Annotated in this window: 13 protein-coding genes; 6 read left to right on the plus strand and 7 right to left on the minus strand. The window is 72.1% G+C overall.

Translation table 11 applies throughout. The features are described 5' to 3' along the window. The first annotated feature begins 115 nt into the window (after positions 1 to 115). Positions 116 to 1,024, plus strand: a complete 909-nt coding sequence (locus tag ACN28C_RS15400) for a MerR family transcriptional regulator (protein ID WP_422774131.1) — start codon at positions 116 to 118, stop codon at positions 1,022 to 1,024. A 52-nt stretch (positions 1,025 to 1,076) separates the two neighbouring features. Here ACN28C_RS15400 and ACN28C_RS15405 read toward each other — a convergent pair whose 3' ends face one another. The 4 genes from ACN28C_RS15405 to ACN28C_RS15420 form a co-directional block, all read right to left on the minus strand. Next, on the minus strand, positions 1,077 to 2,555 hold the full coding sequence (locus tag ACN28C_RS15405; RefSeq protein WP_422774132.1) for a pyridoxal-dependent decarboxylase: 1,479 nt from the start codon (positions 2,553 to 2,555) through the stop codon (positions 1,077 to 1,079). 54 nt (positions 2,556 to 2,609) lie between these two features. Then, positions 2,610 to 3,746, minus strand: a complete 1,137-nt coding sequence (locus tag ACN28C_RS15410) for a LacI family DNA-binding transcriptional regulator (protein ID WP_422774133.1) — start codon at positions 3,744 to 3,746, stop codon at positions 2,610 to 2,612. Positions 3,747 to 3,820: 74 nt separating this feature from the next. After that, on the minus strand, positions 3,821 to 6,958 hold the full coding sequence (locus ACN28C_RS15415) for a glycoside hydrolase family 3 C-terminal domain-containing protein (RefSeq protein ID WP_422774134.1): 3,138 nt from the start codon (positions 6,956 to 6,958) through the stop codon (positions 3,821 to 3,823). Between the two features lie 351 nt (positions 6,959 to 7,309). Then, positions 7,310 to 8,749, minus strand: coding sequence for an ROK family protein (locus ACN28C_RS15420; protein WP_422774135.1), 1,440 nt, complete (start codon positions 8,747 to 8,749; stop codon positions 7,310 to 7,312). 271 nt (positions 8,750 to 9,020) lie between these two features. Between ACN28C_RS15420 and ACN28C_RS15425 the strand changes: the two genes are divergently transcribed. The 3 genes from ACN28C_RS15425 to ACN28C_RS15435 are packed head-to-tail and all read left to right on the plus strand — an operon-like array spanning position 9,021 to position 12,762. Next, positions 9,021 to 10,700: an extracellular solute-binding protein gene (locus tag ACN28C_RS15425; protein WP_422774136.1), complete on the plus strand. Its 1,680-nt coding sequence runs from the start codon at positions 9,021 to 9,023 to the stop codon at positions 10,698 to 10,700. After that, complete coding sequence (locus tag ACN28C_RS15430; RefSeq protein WP_422774137.1) at positions 10,697 to 11,830, plus strand: ABC transporter permease; 1,134 nt, start codon at positions 10,697 to 10,699, stop codon at positions 11,828 to 11,830. The genes ACN28C_RS15425 and ACN28C_RS15430 overlap by 4 nt, the downstream gene beginning before the upstream one ends. Then, positions 11,827 to 12,762: a carbohydrate ABC transporter permease gene (locus tag ACN28C_RS15435; RefSeq protein WP_422774138.1), complete on the plus strand. Its 936-nt coding sequence runs from the start codon at positions 11,827 to 11,829 to the stop codon at positions 12,760 to 12,762. Before ACN28C_RS15430 ends, ACN28C_RS15435 begins: the two co-directional genes overlap by 4 nt. Before the next feature lie 101 nt (positions 12,763 to 12,863). On the opposite strand, the gene ACN28C_RS15440 is transcribed toward ACN28C_RS15435, so the two are convergent. Then, positions 12,864 to 15,209, minus strand: coding sequence for a TIM-barrel domain-containing protein (locus ACN28C_RS15440; RefSeq protein WP_422774139.1), 2,346 nt, complete (start codon positions 15,207 to 15,209; stop codon positions 12,864 to 12,866). Between the two features lie 282 nt (positions 15,210 to 15,491). Here ACN28C_RS15440 and ACN28C_RS15445 point away from each other — a divergent pair, with 282 nt between their 5' ends. Continuing rightward, positions 15,492 to 17,699 (plus strand): beta-galactosidase, encoded by a 2,208-nt coding sequence (locus tag ACN28C_RS15445; protein ID WP_422774140.1) that lies wholly within the window; start codon positions 15,492 to 15,494, stop codon positions 17,697 to 17,699. 141 nt (positions 17,700 to 17,840) lie between these two features. Here ACN28C_RS15445 and ACN28C_RS15450 read toward each other — a convergent pair whose 3' ends face one another. Next, the gene (locus tag ACN28C_RS15450) at positions 17,841 to 18,728 is read right to left on the minus strand and encodes a glycoside hydrolase family 43 protein (protein ID WP_422774141.1); all 888 of its coding nucleotides are present in this window, start codon (positions 18,726 to 18,728) and stop codon (positions 17,841 to 17,843) included. Between the two features lie 59 nt (positions 18,729 to 18,787). Then, the gene (locus ACN28C_RS15455) at positions 18,788 to 19,585 is read right to left on the minus strand and encodes a hypothetical protein (protein ID WP_422774142.1); all 798 of its coding nucleotides are present in this window, start codon (positions 19,583 to 19,585) and stop codon (positions 18,788 to 18,790) included. Positions 19,586 to 20,085: 500 nt separating this feature from the next. Between ACN28C_RS15455 and ACN28C_RS15460 the strand changes: the two genes are divergently transcribed. Then, complete coding sequence (locus tag ACN28C_RS15460; RefSeq protein WP_422774143.1) at positions 20,086 to 20,559, plus strand: hypothetical protein; 474 nt, start codon at positions 20,086 to 20,088, stop codon at positions 20,557 to 20,559. The last annotated feature ends 95 nt before the right edge of the window (positions 20,560 to 20,654 follow it).

Below are 20,654 nucleotides of genomic sequence, written 5' to 3' on the forward strand. Positions count from 1 at the left end.
GTCGACCGCGCCGGACCGTCGCGCCGTCGACCGCGCCGGACCGTCGCGCACGCGGCCGAGGCCGGCGAAACAATGGGCTTGAGCCTCCAGCGGCTGGAAGGTTGATGCTCGTTCCGTGAACGACCGCACCGAGCTGTTCACCATCGGACAGCTCGCCCGACGTACCGGCCTGTCGGTGCGGACCATCCGGTTCTGGTCGGACATCGACGTCATTCCGCCGACCGGACGGTCCGCGGGTGGCTACCGGTTGTACGACCCGGGGGCGGTGGCCCGGCTGGACCTGGTCCGCACGCTGCGCGAACTCGGGCTCGACCTCGAGACCGTGCAGCGGATCCTGGCCCGGCAGAGCACCCTGGCCGACGTCGCCCGGGCGCACGCGGACGCCCTGGACACGGAGATCCGCACGCTCCAGTTACGCCGGGCCGTGCTGCGGTCGGTCGCGCGACGGAACAGCACGACCGAGGAGATGAGAGTGATGAACAAGCTGGCCCGGCTCTCCGCCGCGGAGCGGCAGCGGATGATCGACGACTTCGTGGAGCGAACCTTCGCCGGGATCGACCCCTACGAGCCCGGTGCGAGGATCGCCGAGGCGATGCGGCAGATGCCGGCGAAGCTGCCCGACGATCCGAGCCCTGCGCAGGTGGATGCCTGGCTCGAACTCGCCGAGCTGGTCTACGACCCCGACTTCGGGCAGCGGGTCCGGGAGATGGCGGCGGCCGGTGCGCGGTCGGCGGGCCAGGCCGGGCCGCCGCCGTACGACCCGCAGGTCGTGCTCGCGCAGGCGGGCGCGGCGGTGGCGGACGGGATCACGCCCGACTCCGCCGAGGGCCGGGCGATCCTGGACCGGATCGTCGACCCGGAGATGTCGGCCGACGAGCGGGTCCGGCTCGCCGACCAGGTGGAGACCTTCACCGACGCCCGGGTCGAGCGGTACTGGCAGCTGCTCGGGGTGCTCAACGACCGGCCACCGTTCCCGCCCCAGGTGCCGACGTTCGAGTGGTTCCTCGCCGCCCTGCGCGCCTGATCTGTAAGGAAGGGCCCCCGCTTATCGTTTTCTGTTGTAGCGGGGGCCCTTCCTAACGCTCCAACTCCGTGGCGGTGTCGGCGAGCAACTGCCAGGTCTGCGTCAGGTGCTCCTGACCGGTGTACGGCGAGCCGACCGCCAGCCGCAGGGTGTAGCGACCGCCCACCCGGGTGTGTGTCAGGTACGCCCGGCCGGTCGCGTTGACCCGGGCCAGCAGTTCGGCGTTCACCGCATCCGCGTCCGTATCCGCGTCCGCGTCCGCGTCGGCGTTCGCGGTGTCGCCTGCGGAGCGGAGCCGGAAGCAGACCAGTGCGAACGGGTGTGCCCCGACCAGCTCGAACCGCCGGTCGGCCTCGACCCGGGCGGCGAACCCGTCGGCCAGCGCGATCGTGTCCCGGATGTGCGCGCGCAGCCCCTCCGCCCCGTACCAGCGCAGCACGAACCACAGTTTCAGGGCCCGGAACCGCCGCCCCAGCGGCACCTGCCAGTCGCGGTAGTCGAGCACGGCACCCGACTCGGTCGCCGCGTTGCGCAGGAACTCCGGCAGCACGGTCAGGGCCGCGACGAGTTCGGCCCGGTCCGCCACCCAGAACGCGTCGCAGTCGAAGCCGGTGAGCAGCCACTTGTGCGGGTCGAAGCAGTACGAGTCGGCGAGTTTCAGGCCGGCGTGGGTGTGCCGCAGTTCGGGGCAGATCGCGGCGGCTCCGGCGTACGCGGCGTCGACGTGCAGCCAGAGCCCGTACTTCCGGCACAGCTCGCCGATCGCGGGCACCGGGTCGACCGCGGTGGTCGAGGTGGTGCCGATCGTCGCCACCACCGCCGCCGGAACCAGCCCGGCGGCCCGGTCCGCCTCGATCGCGGTACGCAGCGACGCCGGGTCCATCGCCAGGGTCTGCGGATCGACCGCCACCGTACGCAGCCCCGCGTCGCCGAGACCGGCGATCCGGACCGCCTTCTCGATCGCCGAGTGGCCCTGGCCGGAGGTGTAGACCCGGTACGGCCGATCCACCCCGTGCTCCCGCCAGCGCCCGTCGCCGGCCCGGTGCAGCGCGACCAGTACGGCGATCAGGATGGCCGAGGAGGCGGAGTCCTGGATGACCCCGCCGCCGCTGCCGGTGGAGCGGAACCGGGCCGGCAGGTCGAGCAGTTCGGCCAGCCAGTCCAGCACCACCGTCTCGACCTCGGTGCAGGCCGGTCCGGTCGACCAGAGCATGCCCTGCACCCCGAGGCCGGCGCTGACCAGATCGCCGAGCACGCTCGGACCGGAGGTGTTCGCCGGGAAATAGCCGAAGAACCGGGGGTGCTGCCAGTGGGTGAGGCCGGGCGCGATCACGGTGTCCAGGTCGGCCAGGAGCCGGTCGAGCGGCTCACCCCGCTCGGGCGGTCGGGCCGGCAGCTGCGCCGCTACCGTGCCGGGCGGCCCGGCGGAGGTGACCGGCAGGCTGTCCAGACCGGACCAGTAGTCGGCGATCCAGTCGACGGTCGCGTGCCCGTGTCGCCGGAACTCGTCCGGGGTCATGTGGTTGGCCATGACGACGAGTCGACCAGGCCCGGCGGTGCCGATCAAGAAGCCCGGCGGTGCCGATCAAGAAGGTTGTGGCCCGGCGCCTGTCGCCGGGCCGGAGGCGGCACGGGCCGCTGAAGCCGAGGCTCGGGCCGGTGGGCCTTCGGTGCCGATCGGCGGGGACGGGATGCTGGCCGGCGGGGGTGCGCTGCGGGCCGGCGGGGATGCGCTGCTGGCCCGCAGCGTGAGCCGGGGTGGCAGCAGGGTGCCCTCCGGGACGGACCGGTCAGCCAGCTTGCGCATCAGCAGCGCCACCGCCTGCCGGCCCACCTCCTCGGCCGGGATCAGCACCGAGGTGAGCGGCGGGTTGGCCCGCTCGGCGACCTCGTCCGGGCAGATCGCCACCACCGACATTTCGTCGGGCACCCGCCGGCCGAGCGCCGGCAGCGCGGCGAGCACCTGACCGACCGCCGCCTCGTTGTGCACCACCAGCGCGGTCAGGTCCGGGTGCCGGGCCAGCAGCCCGGTGAGCTCCCGGACGACCGCGTCGAAGCTCTCCTCGCAGGGCTGGGCGGTCGCCGCGATCCCGCGCCGCCGCGCCGCCTCGGCAAAGCCGGCCCGGGTGCGGTGGGCGAAGCCGGTGTCCCGGTCGTAGACCACCGCCGGCGCGCCGAGCAGGGCGATCCGCCGGTGGCCGAGCCCGGCCAGGTGCTCGACACACGCCTCGCCGGCCCGGTGGAAGTCGAGGTCGACACAGGTCAGACCGGCCGGATCGGCCGGAAACCCGATCAGCACGCTGGGGCGTTCCAGGTTGCGCAGCAGCGGCACCCGGTCGTCGTGCATCTCGACGTCCATCAGTACGATGCCGTCGACCATCGCGCTGGCGGCGATCCGGCGCAGCCCGTCCGGGCCCTCGTCCGCGGTCATCAGCAGCACGTCGTGGTCGAACTGCCGGGCCGTGGTCACCACGGCGGTGGCGAACTGCATCAGCACCGGCAGGTGCATGCCGGAGCGCAGCGGCAGCACCAGGGCGATGACGTTCGCCCGCTTGCTGGCCAGCGCCCGCGCACCGGCATTCGGGTGGTAGCCGAGGCTGCGTACGCTGGCCAGCACGCGTTCCCGAGTGGAAGCCGAGATGGCGCGCTTGCCACTGAGGACGTACGAGACGGTGCTGACCGCGACTCCGGCGTGCCGGGCCACGTCCGCGATGGTCACCATGTCCGCCCGCTTCGCCGGTCCGCCGGGCGCTGGCCGGGGCGAGGGTCGCGAGGTGGGACGCGACGATTCGGACACTAGGCGCCTCCATCTCCCGACACGCTCGCGTCGCCGTCCACTCCGGTCGGGTCGGCGTCCGGTGCGGCTCGGAAGGTCAGCGAGCTCACCGTAGCTCCGGCGGTGTCGAAGAGCAGGTACAGATCCCGTACCCCGCTCACCTCGCCGTGCCAGTCGCCGGCCACCTCGCGGGTGGACCGCCGGTGCCGGCCGCCGGTCGGGCCGTCGCCATCGGGCACGGGTGGCACGGCGATCGTGCCGGCGATCATCCCCCGGACCGGATCGTCCAGCCGGAGCACGAGCCGGGCACCCTCCGGCAGCGGCCGGCTGCTGCCCGCCTGGGCGGCCACCCCCCGTACCCCGGTGACATCGACCCGGGAGAACCGGATCCAGCCACCGGCCTCCCGGGCGACCACGGCGGCACCGTCCGGCCCCTCCGGCAGCGGCTCGGTGCCGGCGTATTCGTCGTGGTCGATCGCGTGGAGCGGGCCGGCGAGCGGCTTGCGGGGGCGGACCGGTTCACCGTGTACCGCGAGGGTGGCGGTGAGCACGAGATCGGCGCTCGACCGGCCGACCGCGACGGTGTGCCGGGCGTCCTCCACGACGTACCGGCCGCTGGCGACGTCCCAGTGCGCGAGTTCGGCGGCGCGCAGCCGCAGCCGCACGGTGGTCTGGGCGCCCGGGGCCAGGCTCACCCGGGCGAAGCCGCGGAGCTGCCGCAGTGGCTGCTTCACCCGGGAACGCCGCTGCCGGGTGTAGAGCTGCACCACCTCGTCACCCCGTCGTGAACCGACGTTCGTTACCCGCACACTGACCTCGATCTCTCCGGCGGCGTCCATGTCGTACGCGCTGAGTCGCAGGTCAGAGTAGGTGAATTCGGCGTAGCTCAGCCCGTGGCCGAACGGGTAGAGCGGGGTGCCCCGATGGTAGAGATACGTCGTGTCGGTGGCTATCACGTCGTAGTCGAACAGGTCGGGCAGCTCGGCCGCGTCGCGGTACCAGGTCTGGGTCAGCCGGCCGGCCGGGTCGGCGTCCCCGGCGAGGACGGCCGCCAGCGCGGCGCCGTACTCCTGGCCGCCGTGCGCCGACCACACGACCGCGGGCACGTGCTCGTCGGCCCAGTTGACCGCGTACGGGTAGCTGCTGCTGACCACCAACACGGTGTGCGGGTTGGCCGCGTACACGGCGCGGAGCAGGGCCTCCTGCGAGGCGGGCAGGGCCAGGTCGGTCCGGTCCTCGGTCTCCCGCCCACAGACCATCGGATGGTTGCCGAGCACCACCACCGCGACGTCGGCATCCCGGGCCAGCGCGGCCGCCTCGGCGGCACCGTCGCGGACGGGTTCGACGGTGAAGCCGGTGCCGTCGGCCGGGTCGACCGCGTCGGCCCGGAGCAGCCCGTCGGGACCGACCCGGACGTACCGGTCGCTGGCGGGGTGGTGCAGCACCCGGTCGCCGGCGGGCCGCTCGACCAGCCGGAACGTCTCCCGGACCACCCAGCCACCCGGGCCCGGCCGGTCGTTGACCAGCAGGCCCTCCGCCTCGTCGGCGCCGACATGCCGGCCGTTGGCGACGCTGCGCAGCGCGACGACGTCCCGGCCCCAGTCGAACACCTCGAACCAGCCGTCCGGCGGGACCGGGCCGTCCGGCGGGACCGGGCCGTCCGGCGGGACCGGGCCGTCCGGCGGGACGGAACCGTCGGGCCGGCCGCCGTCGGGCGGAAGCGGTCCGTCCGGCCGGCCGCCCTCCGTTGCGGGCGGACCGTCGGCCCGGCCGCCGTCGCCGGCCGGGCCGACGGAGGTGAGGGGGGCCAGGCGCAGCGCGGCACCGTTGGGATCGTCTCCGGCCCGGATGTAGCCGTCGGCGGTACGCAGCGCGATCCGGTCGGCGCCGCAGTGGTACTCGGTGCTCGCCGACGCGAACCGGGCAGCCAGCCCGTCACGCGCGGTGATCGCGTACGGCAGGGTGCCGCTGTACCAGTCCTCGTAGAGGGTGTCGGCGAGCGGGCCGAGTACGGCCAGCCGGCCGATCCGCGCCGGGTCCAGCGGCAGCAGTTTACCGAGGCCGGGCCGGGCCACGTTGCGCAGCAGCACGATGGACTGCCGGGCCGCCTCCCGGGCGAGTTCCTGGTGTGCCGGGCAGTTGATCACGTCCGCGCTGATCGCCGTGTACGGGTTCCGCTCCGGCGGGTCGAAATCGCCGAGCCGGAACCGGACGCTCAGGATGTGCCGGACGGCGACGTCCACGTCGTACTCGTCGAGGAGCCCGCGCCGCAGCGCCTCGGTCACCCGTTCGACGGTCGGCCCGGGGTCCTCGTTGTCCTCGGTGAAGCTGTCGACGCCGGCCCGCAGCGCGGACGCGTAGCCGCTGGGATGATCTGGGTGGTAGCCCTGCGCGCCGGCGATGTTGGAGACCGCCCCAGCGTCGCCGACCACCAGGATCTCGTCGCTGGTCCACCGGCGCAGCTCGGCCCGGATCAACGGGCTCAGGTGCGCCGGCCTGCCGTTGACCAGGTTGTACGACGCCATCACCGCCACCGCCGCGCCGGTGGCGATCGGGGCCCGGAACGCCGGCAGCTCGTATTCGTGCAGCACCCGGGGCGGCAGGTTGCTGGAGGTGGTGCAACGGTCGGTCTCGTTGTTGTAGCCGAGAAAGTGCTTCAGCGTCGGCGCGGTCTTCAGGTAGTCGGGATGGTCGCCGCGCAGCCCTCGGGCGTACGCGGTGCCGAGCCAACTGGTCAACCAGGGATCCTCGGCGTAGCCCTCCTCGTTGCGGCCCCACCGGGGGTCGCGGAGCGGATTGACCACCGGGGCCCAGACGTTGAGCCCGACCCGGGTCGGATCCTTCTGGTGCAGGCCCCGCACCTCGTCGCCGACGGCGGCACCGACGGCCCGGATGAGCTCGGGGTTCCAGGTGCTGCCCAGCCCAAGCGCCTGTGGGAAGACGGTGGCGGGGCCGAGCCAGGCCAGCCCGTGCAGCGCCTCGGTGCCGGTGCGGAAGGCGGGCAGCCCGAGCCGGGGCACCGGAGCCTGGTGCTGGTGCAGCAGCGCGATCTTCTCGGCCAGGGTGAGCCGGTCGAGCAGGTCGGCGACCCGTACGTCGAGCGGCTGGTCAGGGTCGCGGAACGTCGTATCTGGATCGCGGAGCGTCGTGTCGCTCATGGTCGATCACCTTCCATGATCTTCGACTGGCGCTGCGGCGGTGCCCGACCGGGGTGGTGCGAACCGGAGGTGGCGCGAACCGTGGTGGTGGTCGATCGTCGAAGCGCTTCGAGTCCTGCGAGGCGGGGGTGGAGCAGCGGTGCGCCCGGCCGCCAGCCCGGGAAGCTCGAAGCGCTTCGACGGCCGGGAAAAGAACGCTCCACCGTGGATAGCGCTTTCCCGCTGGATACGGAGGAGCAGTTCGAGGTTTCCACCAGCCGCCGTAGGGGTCAAGAGGTTGTGCCGGACAGATTGAACGGCGTGGAACTGTCGGACTTTGGCGGGAGGCGGGGTCGGGGATGCCGGCGCTGGTCAGCGGGTGGCGTCGGCCGGCTGCGGCTTCGCGGTGGCGGCCTCCGGACCGGACGTGGCCGCGTCGGTGCCGGTCAAGTCCGCGTCCGCACCGCCCGTCCCCGCGTCGCCGCCGGTCGGGTCCGGGTCGCGCTCCGCCGGGGAGACGCTGGACCGGATGGGGGACTTCCGGGTCACCCGCGCGGCGGGGCCGGGGTCCCGGGCGGTGCTCCGGCCCGGCGGGCGCAGCGGCAGCCGGCCCGCGTCCACGCTCTCCAGCGTCCGGGCCGCTCCGCCGGCCGCGGCGGCGCCGGTGCCGAGGGCCGAGGCGAGCAGCCGGGCGCCGCCGGCCTCCGGCGCCAATGTGCGGGCGATCAGTTCGGCCTCGGCGGCGGGAAGTAGCCACTGTGCCAGGGTGGCGAAGTATCCGCCGAGCAGCACGACCTCGGGATTGACCAGGTTGGCCAGCAGCGCGGCGCCATGGCCCAGGTGCCGGCCGATCCCGGCGAGCGCGTCGAGGGTGGCCGGGTCGCCCCGGCGGGCCTTCGTCCGGATCCGGTCGACCTCCGGGGCGAAGTCGGTGACCGGGCCGTCCTCGGCAGCGTCCGGCAGCGCCCGCCGGATCAGCGCCGGGACGCCGGCCACCACCTCGAGACAGCCGCGCCGGCCACAGGGACAGAGCGGCCCGTCCGGCACGACCGGCACGTGTCCCAGCTCGCCGGCGAACCCGCGCCCGCCGCGCAGCAGCCGGCCGTCGGCCACCACGCCCGCGCCGAGCCCGGCGCCGCCGGTCAGGTGCACCAGGTTGGCGGTGCCGGCGTACGGCCCGTGCCGGTATTCGGCCAGCGCGGCGAGGTTGGCGTCGTTCTCCACCACCACCTCGAAGGCGGGATCCCGCAGGGCGCGTCGCAGGTCGGCGCCGAGGGGGAGGTCGCGCCAACCGAGCGTCGTGGCGAGTCGGACGGTGCCGCTGGGATCGACCAGGCCGGGGACCGCGACGGTCAGGCCGAGCACCTCGCGTCGCTGGTTGCGGACCCGGTTGACGGCGCGGTTGGCGAGCGCCGCGATCGCGCTGACCGCCCGGCCGGGGGAGGCGGACGAGCCGTCGAAGGCCCGGCGCCAGGAGAGGAGTTCGGTGCCGGCGAGGTCGACGGCGACAACGGTCAGCTCGTCGATGCTCACCTCGATGCCGATCGCCGCGTACGGAGCGCCGTCGACCACCAGCATCGTGGCGGGCCGGCCGATCCGGTTCTCCGCCAGGCCGGTCTCCCGGATCAGGCGCCGGTCGAGCAGTTCGGCGACCAGGCTGGAGACGGTCGCCTTGTTCAGGCCGGTCGTGGCGGCGATGTCAGCACGTGAACAGGGCGCATGAGCGCGGACGAAACGCAGCACGACGGCGAGGTTGGTGGCCCGTACGTCGGCGAGATCGGCCGGCTGCGGCCCGGTCTGCGTCGTGAACAAGATCAGCCCCGCTCCCCGCGTGTCGGTCTCCGGACCGGTGTGCTCCGGTTGCCGACGACGCGCCCATCATGCCGCACCGCCACCTTCCGGGCCATGGTCGCCCCGTCGCGGCGGAGTTCCGGCGTCTTGTGGCACCGGTCACCGTCGATTACTTTTGTTTAGTCAACAGACTAACTAACTCTACCCCATACCCACACCGCGACCGAACGAGTTTCCCGCCCGGCCTGCCTCGGCGGGGGCGACCGTTCGCCGATATCGAAGGGAGCGCCCCGTGGAACCATCCGGCCCGGGCAGCGCCACGAACCGTAGGAACTTCCTGAGCCTGCTGGGCCTCGGCGCCGCGGCGACCGCCGGCAGCGGCCTGCTCGCCGGCTGCGGCGGCGAGGTGGCGTCCACCAGCGATGCGCAGGACCTGGACAAGCTTGCCGGCCTGCTGCCCCACCAGAAGGATCTGCCGCCCGGCATCCCCAGGCCGAGCATCGTCGGCACCCGCCCGGTGCCGGACGGCTACACGGAGTTTCCCGGCACCCTGGTGGACGCCATCACCGACAAGCCCGGCAGCAGCGGCCAGCGGATCAACGCGATGACCCCGGCGTGGGGGCCGGCTCCGCCCGGGCTGGGCCAGAGTCAGTACCTGGCCGCGGTCAACGCGGAGCTGGGCATCGAGGTCAACTTCAGCGTCCAGGACGGCAACCTCTACGCCGAGAAGCTGGGCGCGATGCTCGGCGCCAGGGACGTGCCGGACCTGCTCTGCGTACCGGGGTGGGAGGTCGCCAAGCTGCCCCGGTTCGCCGACGCGACGGCCGCGCTCTTCGAGGATCTCACCGACCACCTCAAGGGTGCCGGGATCGACCCGTACCCGATGCTGGCCACCTTCCCGGCCGGAGCGTGGCGGAACTCGTTCTGGAACGAGCGGCTGATGGCGGTGCCCTGCCCCAAGGACGGCCCCTTCCCGTGGGCGCTCCTCTACCGCAAGGATCTGCTCGACACGGCCGGCCTCAGCCACCCGAAGACGATCGACGAACTCTTCGAGATCGGCAAGCAGGTGACCGACCAGGCCAAGGGGGTCTGGGCGTTCAACGACATCTTCGCCATGGTGCAGATGTTCCACAAGGTGCCGGGCGCCGACGAGGGATGGCGGCTCAGGCCCGACGGTACTCCGGAGTTCAAGTACGAGACCCCCGAGTTCCGGCAGTCCGTCGAGTTCATGGCCAAGGTCTACCAGGCCGGCCTGGTCCACCCGGACCTGGTGGCCAGCAAGGGCGCCGACGCCAAGCAACTCGTCGCAGCTGGCAGGATCCTGTTCTTCCAGGACGGTCCCGGTGCCTGGCAGCCGATGCAGGCCGAGCAGCAGCGGATCACGCCCGGCTTCAACATCCAGCCCGTACCGATCTTCTCGGCCACCGGCGGTGACCCGCTGGTCTGGGGCGACGACAACCCGATCTCGTACACCTTCGTCAAGAAGGGACTGGGCAGGGAACGGGTCGAGGAACTGCTCCGGGTGATCAACTGGTGCTCCGCGCCGTTCGGGACCGAGGAGTTCGTCCTGCGCGAGTACGGGGTGGAGGGCAAGCACCACAACCGCACCGCCACCGGCCCGGTCAAGACGGACCTCGGTTTCAAGGAGATCGTCAACCAGTACTTCTTCATCAGCGGGCGCAGTCCGGCCATCCAGCCCTACCCGCAGACCCCGAACTACGTCCGGGACATGCTCACCTACTCCAACGAGATGGTGAAATACCTGGAGAAGAACCCCTGGGCGGGGCTGAAACTGGAGATGCCGGCCCGCTACAAGGCGAGCCTGGTGCCGACCGAGGACAAGATCACCGACCTGCTGCGCGGGCGCCGGCCGGTCACCGACCTCGACACGATCATCACGGAGTGGCGCAACGGCGGTGGTGACGAGGCCCGCGAGTTCCGGGCCAGGGCGCTGGCCGACGCCGGACGATGACCATCCGCGGAGCTGCCCGGGCGGGTGGCCGTACCGGCGACCGGGCCGACCAGACCGGCGCCCCCGGCGTGGGCAACCGTCCTGCCGAGGCGCCGGACCGGACCGGCGACGACGGCCGGGGCGGACCAGAGGGGAGTCCGGGCCGCGGCCCCGAACCCGCCCGAGGCGGGCGGCCGGCGCGGCGGCGCCGGGAGACCGGTCGGGCGCCGCTGCGGGCCCGGCTGCGCCGCGACTGGCCGTTGCTGGCGATGGTCGCGCCCGCCGGGTTGCTGCTGCTGGTCTTCCACTACCTGCCGACGCTCGGCAACGTCGTCGCCTTCCAGGACTACAACCCGTACGCCGGGGAGACGCCGCTGGCCGCGTTCCTGCAGAGCCCGTGGATCGGGACCGCCCACTTCGAGGCGCTCCTCGGTGACCCGGCGTTCTGGGACGCGCTGCGCAACACCCTGACGATCACCGCGTTCCAGCTCGTCTTCTATTTCCCGCTGCCGATCGTGCTGGCGATCATGCTGCACAACATCCTCTCGCCGAGGCTGCGGGGGTTCGTGCAGACCGTCGTCTACCTGCCGCACTTCTTCAGCTGGGTGCTGGTGGTCACCTTCTTCGTGCAGATGTTCGGCGGGGCCGGGCTGCTCGCCCAGGAGATGCGCGACGCCGGGCTGGAACCGTGGAACATCATGTCCAACCCGGACACCTTCGTCGTGCTGGTCACCGCCGAGACGGTCTGGAAGGACGTCGGCTGGGGCACGATCGTCTTCCTCGCCGCGCTCTCCACCGTCGACCCGCACCTCTACGAGGCGTCGGCGGTGGACGGGGCGAGCCGGTGGCGGCGGCTCTGGCACGTCACCCTGCCCGGGCTGCGGCCGGTGATCGTCCTGCTGCTCATCCTGCGGCTCGGTGACGCGCTCTCGGTCGGCTTCGAGCAGTTCATGCTGCAGCGCGACGCGGTGGGCCGGCAGGCCGCCGAGGTGCTGGACACCTTCGTCTACTACAACTCCATCACCACCGGAAACTACGGCTACGGCGCGGCGGCCGGGCTCTTCAAGGCGGTGGTCGGGCTGGTGCTGATCCTGGCCGCCAACCGGTTCGCCCACGCACTCGGCGAGCGGGGAGTGTATTCGCGATCATGACTGTGACGAATCCCCTGCGGGCGGCTCCGCCCCGGCGCAACCGTGGGCGGAACCGCCGCCCGGCCTGGGAGGAGCCGCCGAGCGTGGCCGGCCAGGTCGTCCGGGGCGGCGTACTGACCGGCGTGGTGCTCGCCGTGCTGATCCCGCTCTGGGTGGTGCTGGTGACCAGCCTCGCCTCCCGGGAGACGATAAACGAGGCCGGCGGGCTGGTGGTGGTGCCGAGGGAGCTGGACTTCTCGGCGTACCGGGCGATCTTCGCCGGTGGGCTGGTCACCCAGGCGCTCTGGACGAGCACCGTCATCACCGTGGTCGGCACGGCGGTGAGCCTGGTGCTGACCGTGCTGGCCGCGTACGGCCTGTCCCGGCCCGGCTCGGTGGCCCACCGGGGGCTGCTCTTCTACTTCCTGCTCACCTTCCTGATCTATCCCGGCATGGTGCCGAGCTATCTGGTGGTCACCGGGCTCGGCCTGAAGAACCAGATCTGGGCGCTGACCCTGCCCACCGCGATCTCCGTCTTCAATCTGGTGGTGATCCGGGCCTTCTTCCAGAACATCCCGGCGGAACTGCTCGACAGCGCGCGCATCGACGGTGCCGGCGAGTTCCGGATCCTGGCCCGGATCGTGCTGCCGCTCTCCCGGGCGGTGATCGCCGTGGTCGGCCTCTTCTACGCGGTCGGTTACTGGAACGTCTGGTTCAACGCCCTGCTCTACATCGACGACAACTCGAAGTTCCCGATCCAGCGGGTGTTGCAGAGCTTCATCCTGGCCGGCCAGTCACCGAACAATGCCGGCACCCTCGGCGTCTCGATGCCCCCGACGCTGGCCATCAAGATGGCCGTGGTGGTGGTCACCGTCTCGCCGATCGTCCTGGTCTATCCGTTCGTGCAGCGCCACTTCGTCAAGGGCGTCATCATCGGCGCCGTCAAGGGCTGAGGTGTAAGGAAGGGCCCCCGCTACAACAGAAAACGATATGCGGGGGCCCTTCCTTGCAGGGGGGACGGGGCGCCCCCCACCTGGGCACCCCGCCCCGATCTTCACCCACGCACGGCGGGTAGTCCGTCCAGCGGCACCGCGGCCGTGGCGGTGTCGCCGAGGAGCAGCCGTCGGGGGAGCCGGGCGCCGGCGACGGGAGCGAGGGCAAGGGCGGTGACCGGAAGCGGGCCGTCGACCTCCACCCGGAACTCGTCGCCGGTGCGGCTGGCCCGGATCGTGGTGTCGCCGTCGACGTCGTGCACCACCGTGCTGCCCTCGGTGGCGCCGAAGCTCAGCACGGTGACGTCGGCGAAGGGCCCGTCGCCGATCCGGTCGGCCGGGGGGATGACCGGGATCAGTGCGCCGTACCGGACGAAGAGCGGGACCTGGTGCAGCGGCGGACGCACCCGCAGGTGCCGGCCTCCGGTGTGCACCTCGCCGGTCCAGAAGTCCACCCAGTCCCCGGCCGGCAGGTAGAGGTGGCGCTGGTTCTCCGGGTTCGTCATCGGCGCCACCAGCAGGTCCGGGCCGAGCCGGTATTCGAGTTCCGCCGTCCAGGCCGCCGGGTCGTCGGGGGAGTCGACAAGCAGGGCCCGCATCATCGGCGCGCCGGTCCGGGCCGCCGCGACGGCGGCGGTGTAGAGGTACGGCATCAGCCGGTAGCGCAGCCGCAGCGCCTCCACCGCCAGCCGCTCGGCCTCGGCCGGGAACTCCCAGGGCAGTCGGCTCGTGGTGCCGTGCAGCCGGACCAGCGGCGATAGCGCCCCGAACTGCGTCCAGCGCACGTATAGGTCCGGCGTCGGCGTGCCGTGGAACCCGCCGGTGTCGTGGCTCCAGAACGGCACCCCGGAGAGGCCGTGGCTCAGCCCGCCGCGCAGCGTGCTCGCCATCGCCGGGTACGTCGTGTTCACGTCTCCGCTCCACTGTGCGCAGTGCCGCTGCCCGCCCAGGTACGACGAGCGCGCCCAGACCGTGCCGTGCCCGGCCACCTCGCGGGTCACCGCCGAGACGACGTCGTTGAAGAGCAACGTGTAGACGTTGTGCAGCTCGACGCCGGTCATTCCGTTAAGTGCCACCGCGTCCGCCGGCACGCCCTCGGCGAAGTCGGTCTTGAAGACGGCGACGCCCTGCTCCAGCAGGGGTCGGAGCAGGCCGGTGAACCACTCGACCGCGGCCGGGTTGGTGAAGTCGACGATCCCGCCGGCCGGGTGGCTGCCGTGCCAGGTGTCGGCGACGTAGACCGAGCCGTCGGCGCGGCGGAGGAAGTAGCCGGCCTCGGCCGCCTCGGCGTAGCGGGGGCTGCCGGTCATGATGTACGGGTTCATCCAGAGGCTGACCCGGAAACCCTGCTCGGCCAGGGTCGCCAGCATGCCGGTCGGGTCGGGAAACTGTTCGGCGTCCCAGCGCAGGTCGGACCAGGCGCCGGCGACCTGCCAGTAGCAGTCCAGGTGCAGCACGTCGCAGGGGATGCCGCGTTCGCGGATCCGCCGGGCCCGCTCCAGCACCCGCTGCTGGCTGTCCCGGAAGAATCCGGAGGAGATCCAGGTGCCGAACGCCCACTTCGGCGGCAGCGCCGGCCGGCTGGTCAGCCGGTCGTACCGGTCGAGGATCCGGTCCGGGGTGGGGCCGGCGAGCACGTAGTAGTCGATCAGGTCGTCCGGCACCAGGATCTGCACACAGCTGTGCGTGGACTGGCACATGTCGAACTCGACAGGCATGCCGCTGTCGACGAGCACCCCGTAGCCCCGGTCGGAGAGGTAGAGCGGGACGTTCTTGTGCGAGCGGTCCGACTCGCTGCCGAAGGCGTCGTAGTTCCACATCAGGGCCCGCTGGCCGCGTTTGTCCAGCGGGGTGAACTTCTCGCCGAGCCCGACGAACCGTTCGTCGCCGGGGGCCAGGAAACTCTCGTGGTACGCGACGACCGCGCCGTCGACAAGCGACCGGCCGAACGGCAGGGTACGCAGCCGCCCGCTGATGTCCTGCTCGCCCCGGCTCTGGCTGACCAGTACCGTGCCGGTCGGGTCGAGGAAGCGCAGGTGCCACGGGTCGAGGGTCAGTTCGGCGACGACCGCACCGGCGTCGACGCGTACCCGGTCGCCGTCGATCCTCACCTCGGCCCGGTGGTGCTGCGGGTGCACGAGGGGCAGTGCCCGGTTGGCGCGGCCCCGGGCCAGGGGATCCTCGCTGAGGCGTACCCGGATCACACCCTCGCCGGCGGCGCTGATCCGGACCGCGAGGGAGCCGCCGTCCGAGGTGCCGGCCTTGAGGGTCACGCCCTGGCCGTCCGTGCCGAGCACCTCGGCCCGGGTCAGCGCGGAGAGCCCGTGCTCGCCGGGGGCCCGGACCGGCAGGTCGGGCGGGTCGGCGACGAAGGTCTCGTGCGGCACCAGGGGCGGGCGGTACGGCATGCGGTCTCCTCGGCTCCCGGTACGCGGATCCTGCGCGCCGCAGCTGGCGACGGCCGCCGGCTGGCGCGATGGACTCCGTTAGTTTCTTTGGTAACCCAACAAACTGTCAACGGCGTGACCGCAGTCGATATGTGCGCCGGGCGGTTCCCCCGGGTCGTCGCTCGGGCCCGCCGGGGGCAAGGCGTTGACAGCGGAATCCACCCGCCCTACTTTGGCTGGAGCCCAAACAAAGGGCAACGGCAGGTGCGCGTCGGCGCGGACTCTGCCGGGAAGGGCGGTCGGGTGCGTTGGCCGAAGGGTCTGACCGGGCTCTGCTACGGCGGTGACTACAACCCCGAGCAGTGGCCGGCGGAGGTCTGGCCGGCCGACGTCGAGCTGATGCGCCGGGCCCGGGTCAACCTGGTCACCGTCGGGGTCTTCGCCTGGTCCCGGCTGGAGCCGCAGCCCGGCCGCTACGACTTCGACTGGCTGGACCGGGTCCTCGACCTGCTCTACGACGGCGGCATCCGGGTGGCGCTGGCGACCCCGACCGCGTCCCCGCCACCGTGGTTCTCGCTCCGGCACCCGGACGCGCTCCCGGTCACCGCCGACGGGACACGGCTCAGCCACGGCAGCCGGGACACCTACTGCGCGAGCGCCCCGGCCTACCGGGCGGCGGCCCGGGGAATCGCCGAGGCGCTGGCCGACCGCTACCGTGACCATCCGTCGCTCGCACTCTGGCACGTGCACAACGAGTACGGCACCACGTGCCACTGCGAGCACGTCGCCGTCGCCTTCCGGGCCTGGCTGCGGGCCCGTTACGGCGACCTCGACCGGCTCGCCGAGGCGTGGACCGGCAGCTTCTGGAGCCAGCACTACTCGGACTGGGAGCAGATCCGGCCGCCCCGGACCACCCGGTACCTCGGCAATCCCGGCCAACTGCTGGACTTCCGCCGGTTCGTCTCCGACGAGCTGCTCGGGGCGTACGTCGAGCAGCGGGACCTGCTCCGGGCCGCCACCCCGGACGTGCCGGTGACCACCAATTACGTCCTCGGCGGCTGGGTGCCGGTGGACCACGCGCGATGGGCGGCCGAGGTGGACCTGGTGGCGATCGACCACTATCCGGCGGAGGCGGGGCCGGGCGCGGAGGAACAGACCGCCCTCGCGGCCGACCTGGCCCGCTCCTGGGCCCGGCGCGGGGAGCGGCTCCGGCGTACCGGTCGGGCCGGTCAGGTCGGTGCGACCGGGCACATCGGGCTCGCCGGTCAGGTCGGTGCGACCGGGCACATCGGGCTCGCCGGTCGGGTCGGTGCGACCGGGCACATCGGGCGGGGCGGCCAGGGCGGGCGGGGCGGCGCGGTCGAGCCGGCGAGCGTGGACGGCTCCGGCGGCCCGGCCTGGCTGCTGATGGAGAGCGCGCCGAACCTGATCCTCACCCCGGGCCGGATGCATGCCAAGGAGCCGGGCCGGATGATCCGGCACAGCCTCGCCCACGTCGCCCGGGGCTCCCGGGGCGCGATGTTCTTCCAGTGGCGGGCCTCCCGGGGTGGCGCCGAGGTCTTCCACTCCGCGCTGGTGCCGCACGCCGGTCCGGACAGCCGGGCGTTCCGGGAGGCGGTCTCGCTCGGCGGCGTGCTCGACCGGCTGGCCGAGGTGGACGCCGGGACGGTACGCGCCCCGGTCGCGATCGCCTGGGACGTCGCCTCCTGGTGGGCGTTGCAGTCCACCGTGCTGCCCTCCGGGCAGCTCGACTACCTCGCCGAGGTGTCGGCGGCGCACCGGGCACTGTCCCGGGCCGGCCACACCGTCGACTTCGTCGCCGAGGACGACGACCTCCTCGGGTACGCCCTGCTGGTGCTGCCCGCGCTCTACCTGCTCCCGGACCGGTACGCCGCCCGGATCCACGACTACGTGGCGGCCGGCGGCCACCTGCTGGTCAGCTACTTCAGCGGGATCGCCGACGAAGACGCCCGGGTCCGGACCGGCGGCTATCCCGGGGCGCTGCGCGAGGTGCTCGGGGTGCGGGTGGAGGAGTTCCATCCGCTCGACCCGGCGACCCGGCTGCCGCTCTCCGACGGCACCACCGGCCGCCTCTGGGCCGAGACGGTGCGCCTCACCGGTGCGACCCCCTCGGTGTTCTACGCCGGCGGGCTGCTCGACGGGGAGCCGGCCCTGACCAGACACGACTACGGCGACGGCGTGGCCTGGTATCTCTCCACCCGGCTCGACGGCGACGCGTACCGCGACCTGCTGGCCCGGGTGGCGGAGGCGGCCGGTGCGGCACCGACCTGCCCGACGGCACCGGCCGGGGTGGAGGCGGTACGCCGGGGCACGGCCGAGCGGAGCTGGCTCTTCCTGCTGAACCACAGCGCCGAGGCGCAGACGGTGCCGGTCTGCGGTGTGGACCTGCTCACCGGCGACTACGCCGACCCGGTGCGGCTGCCGGCCGGCGGCTGCGCGGTGCTCCGGGAGACCGCCGACGCGGACCCGGGACGGCGATCGGACGCGTGACAGGCGGATGTCCGGTCCGCCGCCGACGTCTGGGGCCGCCGTTCCCGCCACTGCTGGCGGGAGCGGCGGCGCCCACTGCCGGTTACCGGCCCGACGCCGCGGGACGTCCACGAGTCGCCCGGACGGCTGCGACTCGTCGGCTCACTTCGGGATGGCCGTGCCGTGACGGCAGCCCGAGCAGCCCACCGAGCTCAGGCCCGTCCAGGAGCTGAGGTTCGCGCTCGTCGCCGTCCAGATACCGCCGTTTGTGTACTTGTCGACGTAGATCCGGTACTGGCCGTTGTCCAGCCGCACGAGCGACGGACCCTCGTAGCCGGAGCTCCACAGGGTGCCCTGCCGGGCCCAGCCGCCGGTCAGGCTGTTGCTGGTCCACCGCTCGATGTACTTCGTGCTCTCGTTCTTGGTGAAGGCGTGGTATGTGTTGCCGGACTTCACGACGTAGGTGTCGATGTAGTTGTAGCCGAGACCACCCATCTGCTGCGGGCCGCTCCACGACGTGAGGTCGGCGTTCTGCGCCGTGTAGACGTACGGCCGGAAACCGCTCGAGTTCGTCGTCTGCCGGACACTCACGATGACCCGAACTGTGCTGCCCTCGACGTAGAACTCCGGCGCCCAGACGTTCCGGGTGCTGGCGATGCCCGACGGGACGGTGGCGATGTTCGTCCAGTTCCGCAGGTCGGTGCTGCGCGCGACGGCGAAGTAGGTCGAGTTCGTCGTCCAGGACTGCCAGGTGTACGCGACGTAGTACGTGCTGCCACGCTTGAGAATGCTCGGATCCCGGAGCACCCCTGTCGGACCGCGGAAGTTCGTGTCGTGGAGGACGCTGTAGCTGGTCCCGCCGTTGGTCGACTGATAGACCCACAACTCCTGGTCCGCCGCCCCGTCACCCTTGAACGTCGTGTAGATCAGCGTGGTGGCGCCGGACGCGGGCTGCGGCAGCGCGAGGCCGCCGAGGGTGAGCGCGACAGCACCGGCCATCGCGACCAGCAGGCGAAGACGTGTCGTCGTCCGTTCTTTCCTGAGTTTCATGTTGTCTCCTCGATCCGAGGCGCCCGCTGTGAGGCGCCCCACCGGCCCGTGGGTGCGCGTCAGGCGCGGGTGCGGCCCATGACCACGTTGCGGGCGCGGTAGAAGGTCTCCGCGCTGGGTCCCGGCGAGCCGGACGAACCTTCCATCTGGAGGTTGATGATCAGCCACATCCGCTTGCCGACGAAGTTGCTGCCCCGGTGCTGGCCCTTCCACTGCCCGTCGAGGTAGTAGTGGATGTCCACATCGGTGGCGTTGACCTTGGCGATCCAGACCCGGTACTCGTGCCAGGCACCCGGGTTCGATACCCCGACGATCGTGCTCTCCCACGACCCGTCGTAGGTGTTGAACCAGTTTCGGGCGTCGCCCTTGTACTCCAGGATGTCGCTCTCCGGCGGCCAACTGTTGGCGCCGGTCAGCCAGAACGCGGGCCAGGTGCCCCGCGCCGACGGTGCCTGGAATTCGCCCCTCACCTCGTAGTTGGGAAACTGGTCATTCACCAGCACCTGGTCCTTGGCGTGGATCGCGCCGGAGTGGTAGCGGATCGGCAGGTACGGGTCGGCCGAGCTGTTGCCCTCGTTCCCGGTTGTGCGGGTGGCCTTGATGTTGAGCTGACCGCTGGGCGAGAGGTAGACGTGGTTGTTGTCGGTGGCGCTGGCGTACATCCGGGCGCTGCCGTTGTGGTCGGAGCCCCAGGGATAGCGGAAGTTCCACTCCGCCATGAGCGCGTTGCGGTCGGCGAAGGACGACCCGTTGATGAGTGTCTCCCAGGTGGCCGCGTGCGCCGGCGGTGGGGCGAGCACCGCGGCCGCCGCGAGCAGGAGGGCGAGGGTCAGCCCGGCTCCGACCGTTCGGATCATCGCGACGACCGCCGACCGTGCTCGGCGTGTTCGTCGGCCCGGTTGCCGCACCGTGGGCCGTCTTCTGGCCCGGGGCGCCGGCGCCGCGGTCAGTCGCCTGTTTCTTTTCATGTCCTTCCCCTTCCAGCCGGCGCAACCGATGGAGGAGCGGGTTCTGCTGACGCCGCCCGAACACGTCGCCGGCTCTTGCGACGGATGTCACCGGTCAGCCGCATGGCCCACGTTCCGGACAGCGGGTCTCGGCGGTTCCGGTAACACATTGGTAATCGACCGTGAACCTGGACGCCACATTTCGAACCGACTCGTCCGAGAACATACATAAACGAACATCAGTATGTATCTGCGACGGGACCCGGCACCCGAGGGCTCTCTGCCCAACTCCTGCGTGTGTACGACCGCTGCTCGGACAGGTCGTCGAAAAGGTGACCGGGCCTTTCCGTCCACCCTGGGCCGGTGGTCCAGGGTGGAGCGTCGACGTCGGGCTGTGCCAGGATGCTCCGATGTCCCACCCCTCGGTCCCATCCCCGGGCATGGCGCTGGCCGCCTATCCGCATCCGATCGCGCTGCCGCCGGGCTGGGGCGCTCTGATCGTCTCGGCCAACCGGGGGCCCTACCTCGTACCCGCGCCCTCCACCTGCAAGCTGAAGATCGACGGGCGCGAGGTCTCCGGCATGGCCGAGGGGACCTTCCACGTCGCGGTGCCGGCGGGGGAGCACGACGTCCGCTTCACCGACCTCTTCGGCATCCCGATGATCACCACCAGAGTGGTGGTGCAGCCGAACGCCGGGCATCAGCTGTCGTTCCGGTTCGGCGGCTGGCGCAACCGGGTCCACGACGGTCAGGGCACCGACGTGACCACGTTCGGCATGTGGTCGAACTACAGCATCCTGCTGATCACCCTCGGCGTGGTCGGTGTGATCTGCTGCGGCGGGCTGGCGCTGATCCCGATGCTGACCAGCTCCGGCGCCAACTGACCCCGACACCCGCGCGCCGTCCGGCGCCGCTGCGCCGGGCGGCGGGGTGCACCGCCCGGCGCAGCGGGCCCGACGAGATCAGCTGTGTGCGTCAG

Source organism: Plantactinospora sp. WMMC1484 (assembly GCF_049315195.1).
GTDB lineage: Bacteria > Actinomycetota > Actinomycetes > Mycobacteriales > Micromonosporaceae > Plantactinospora.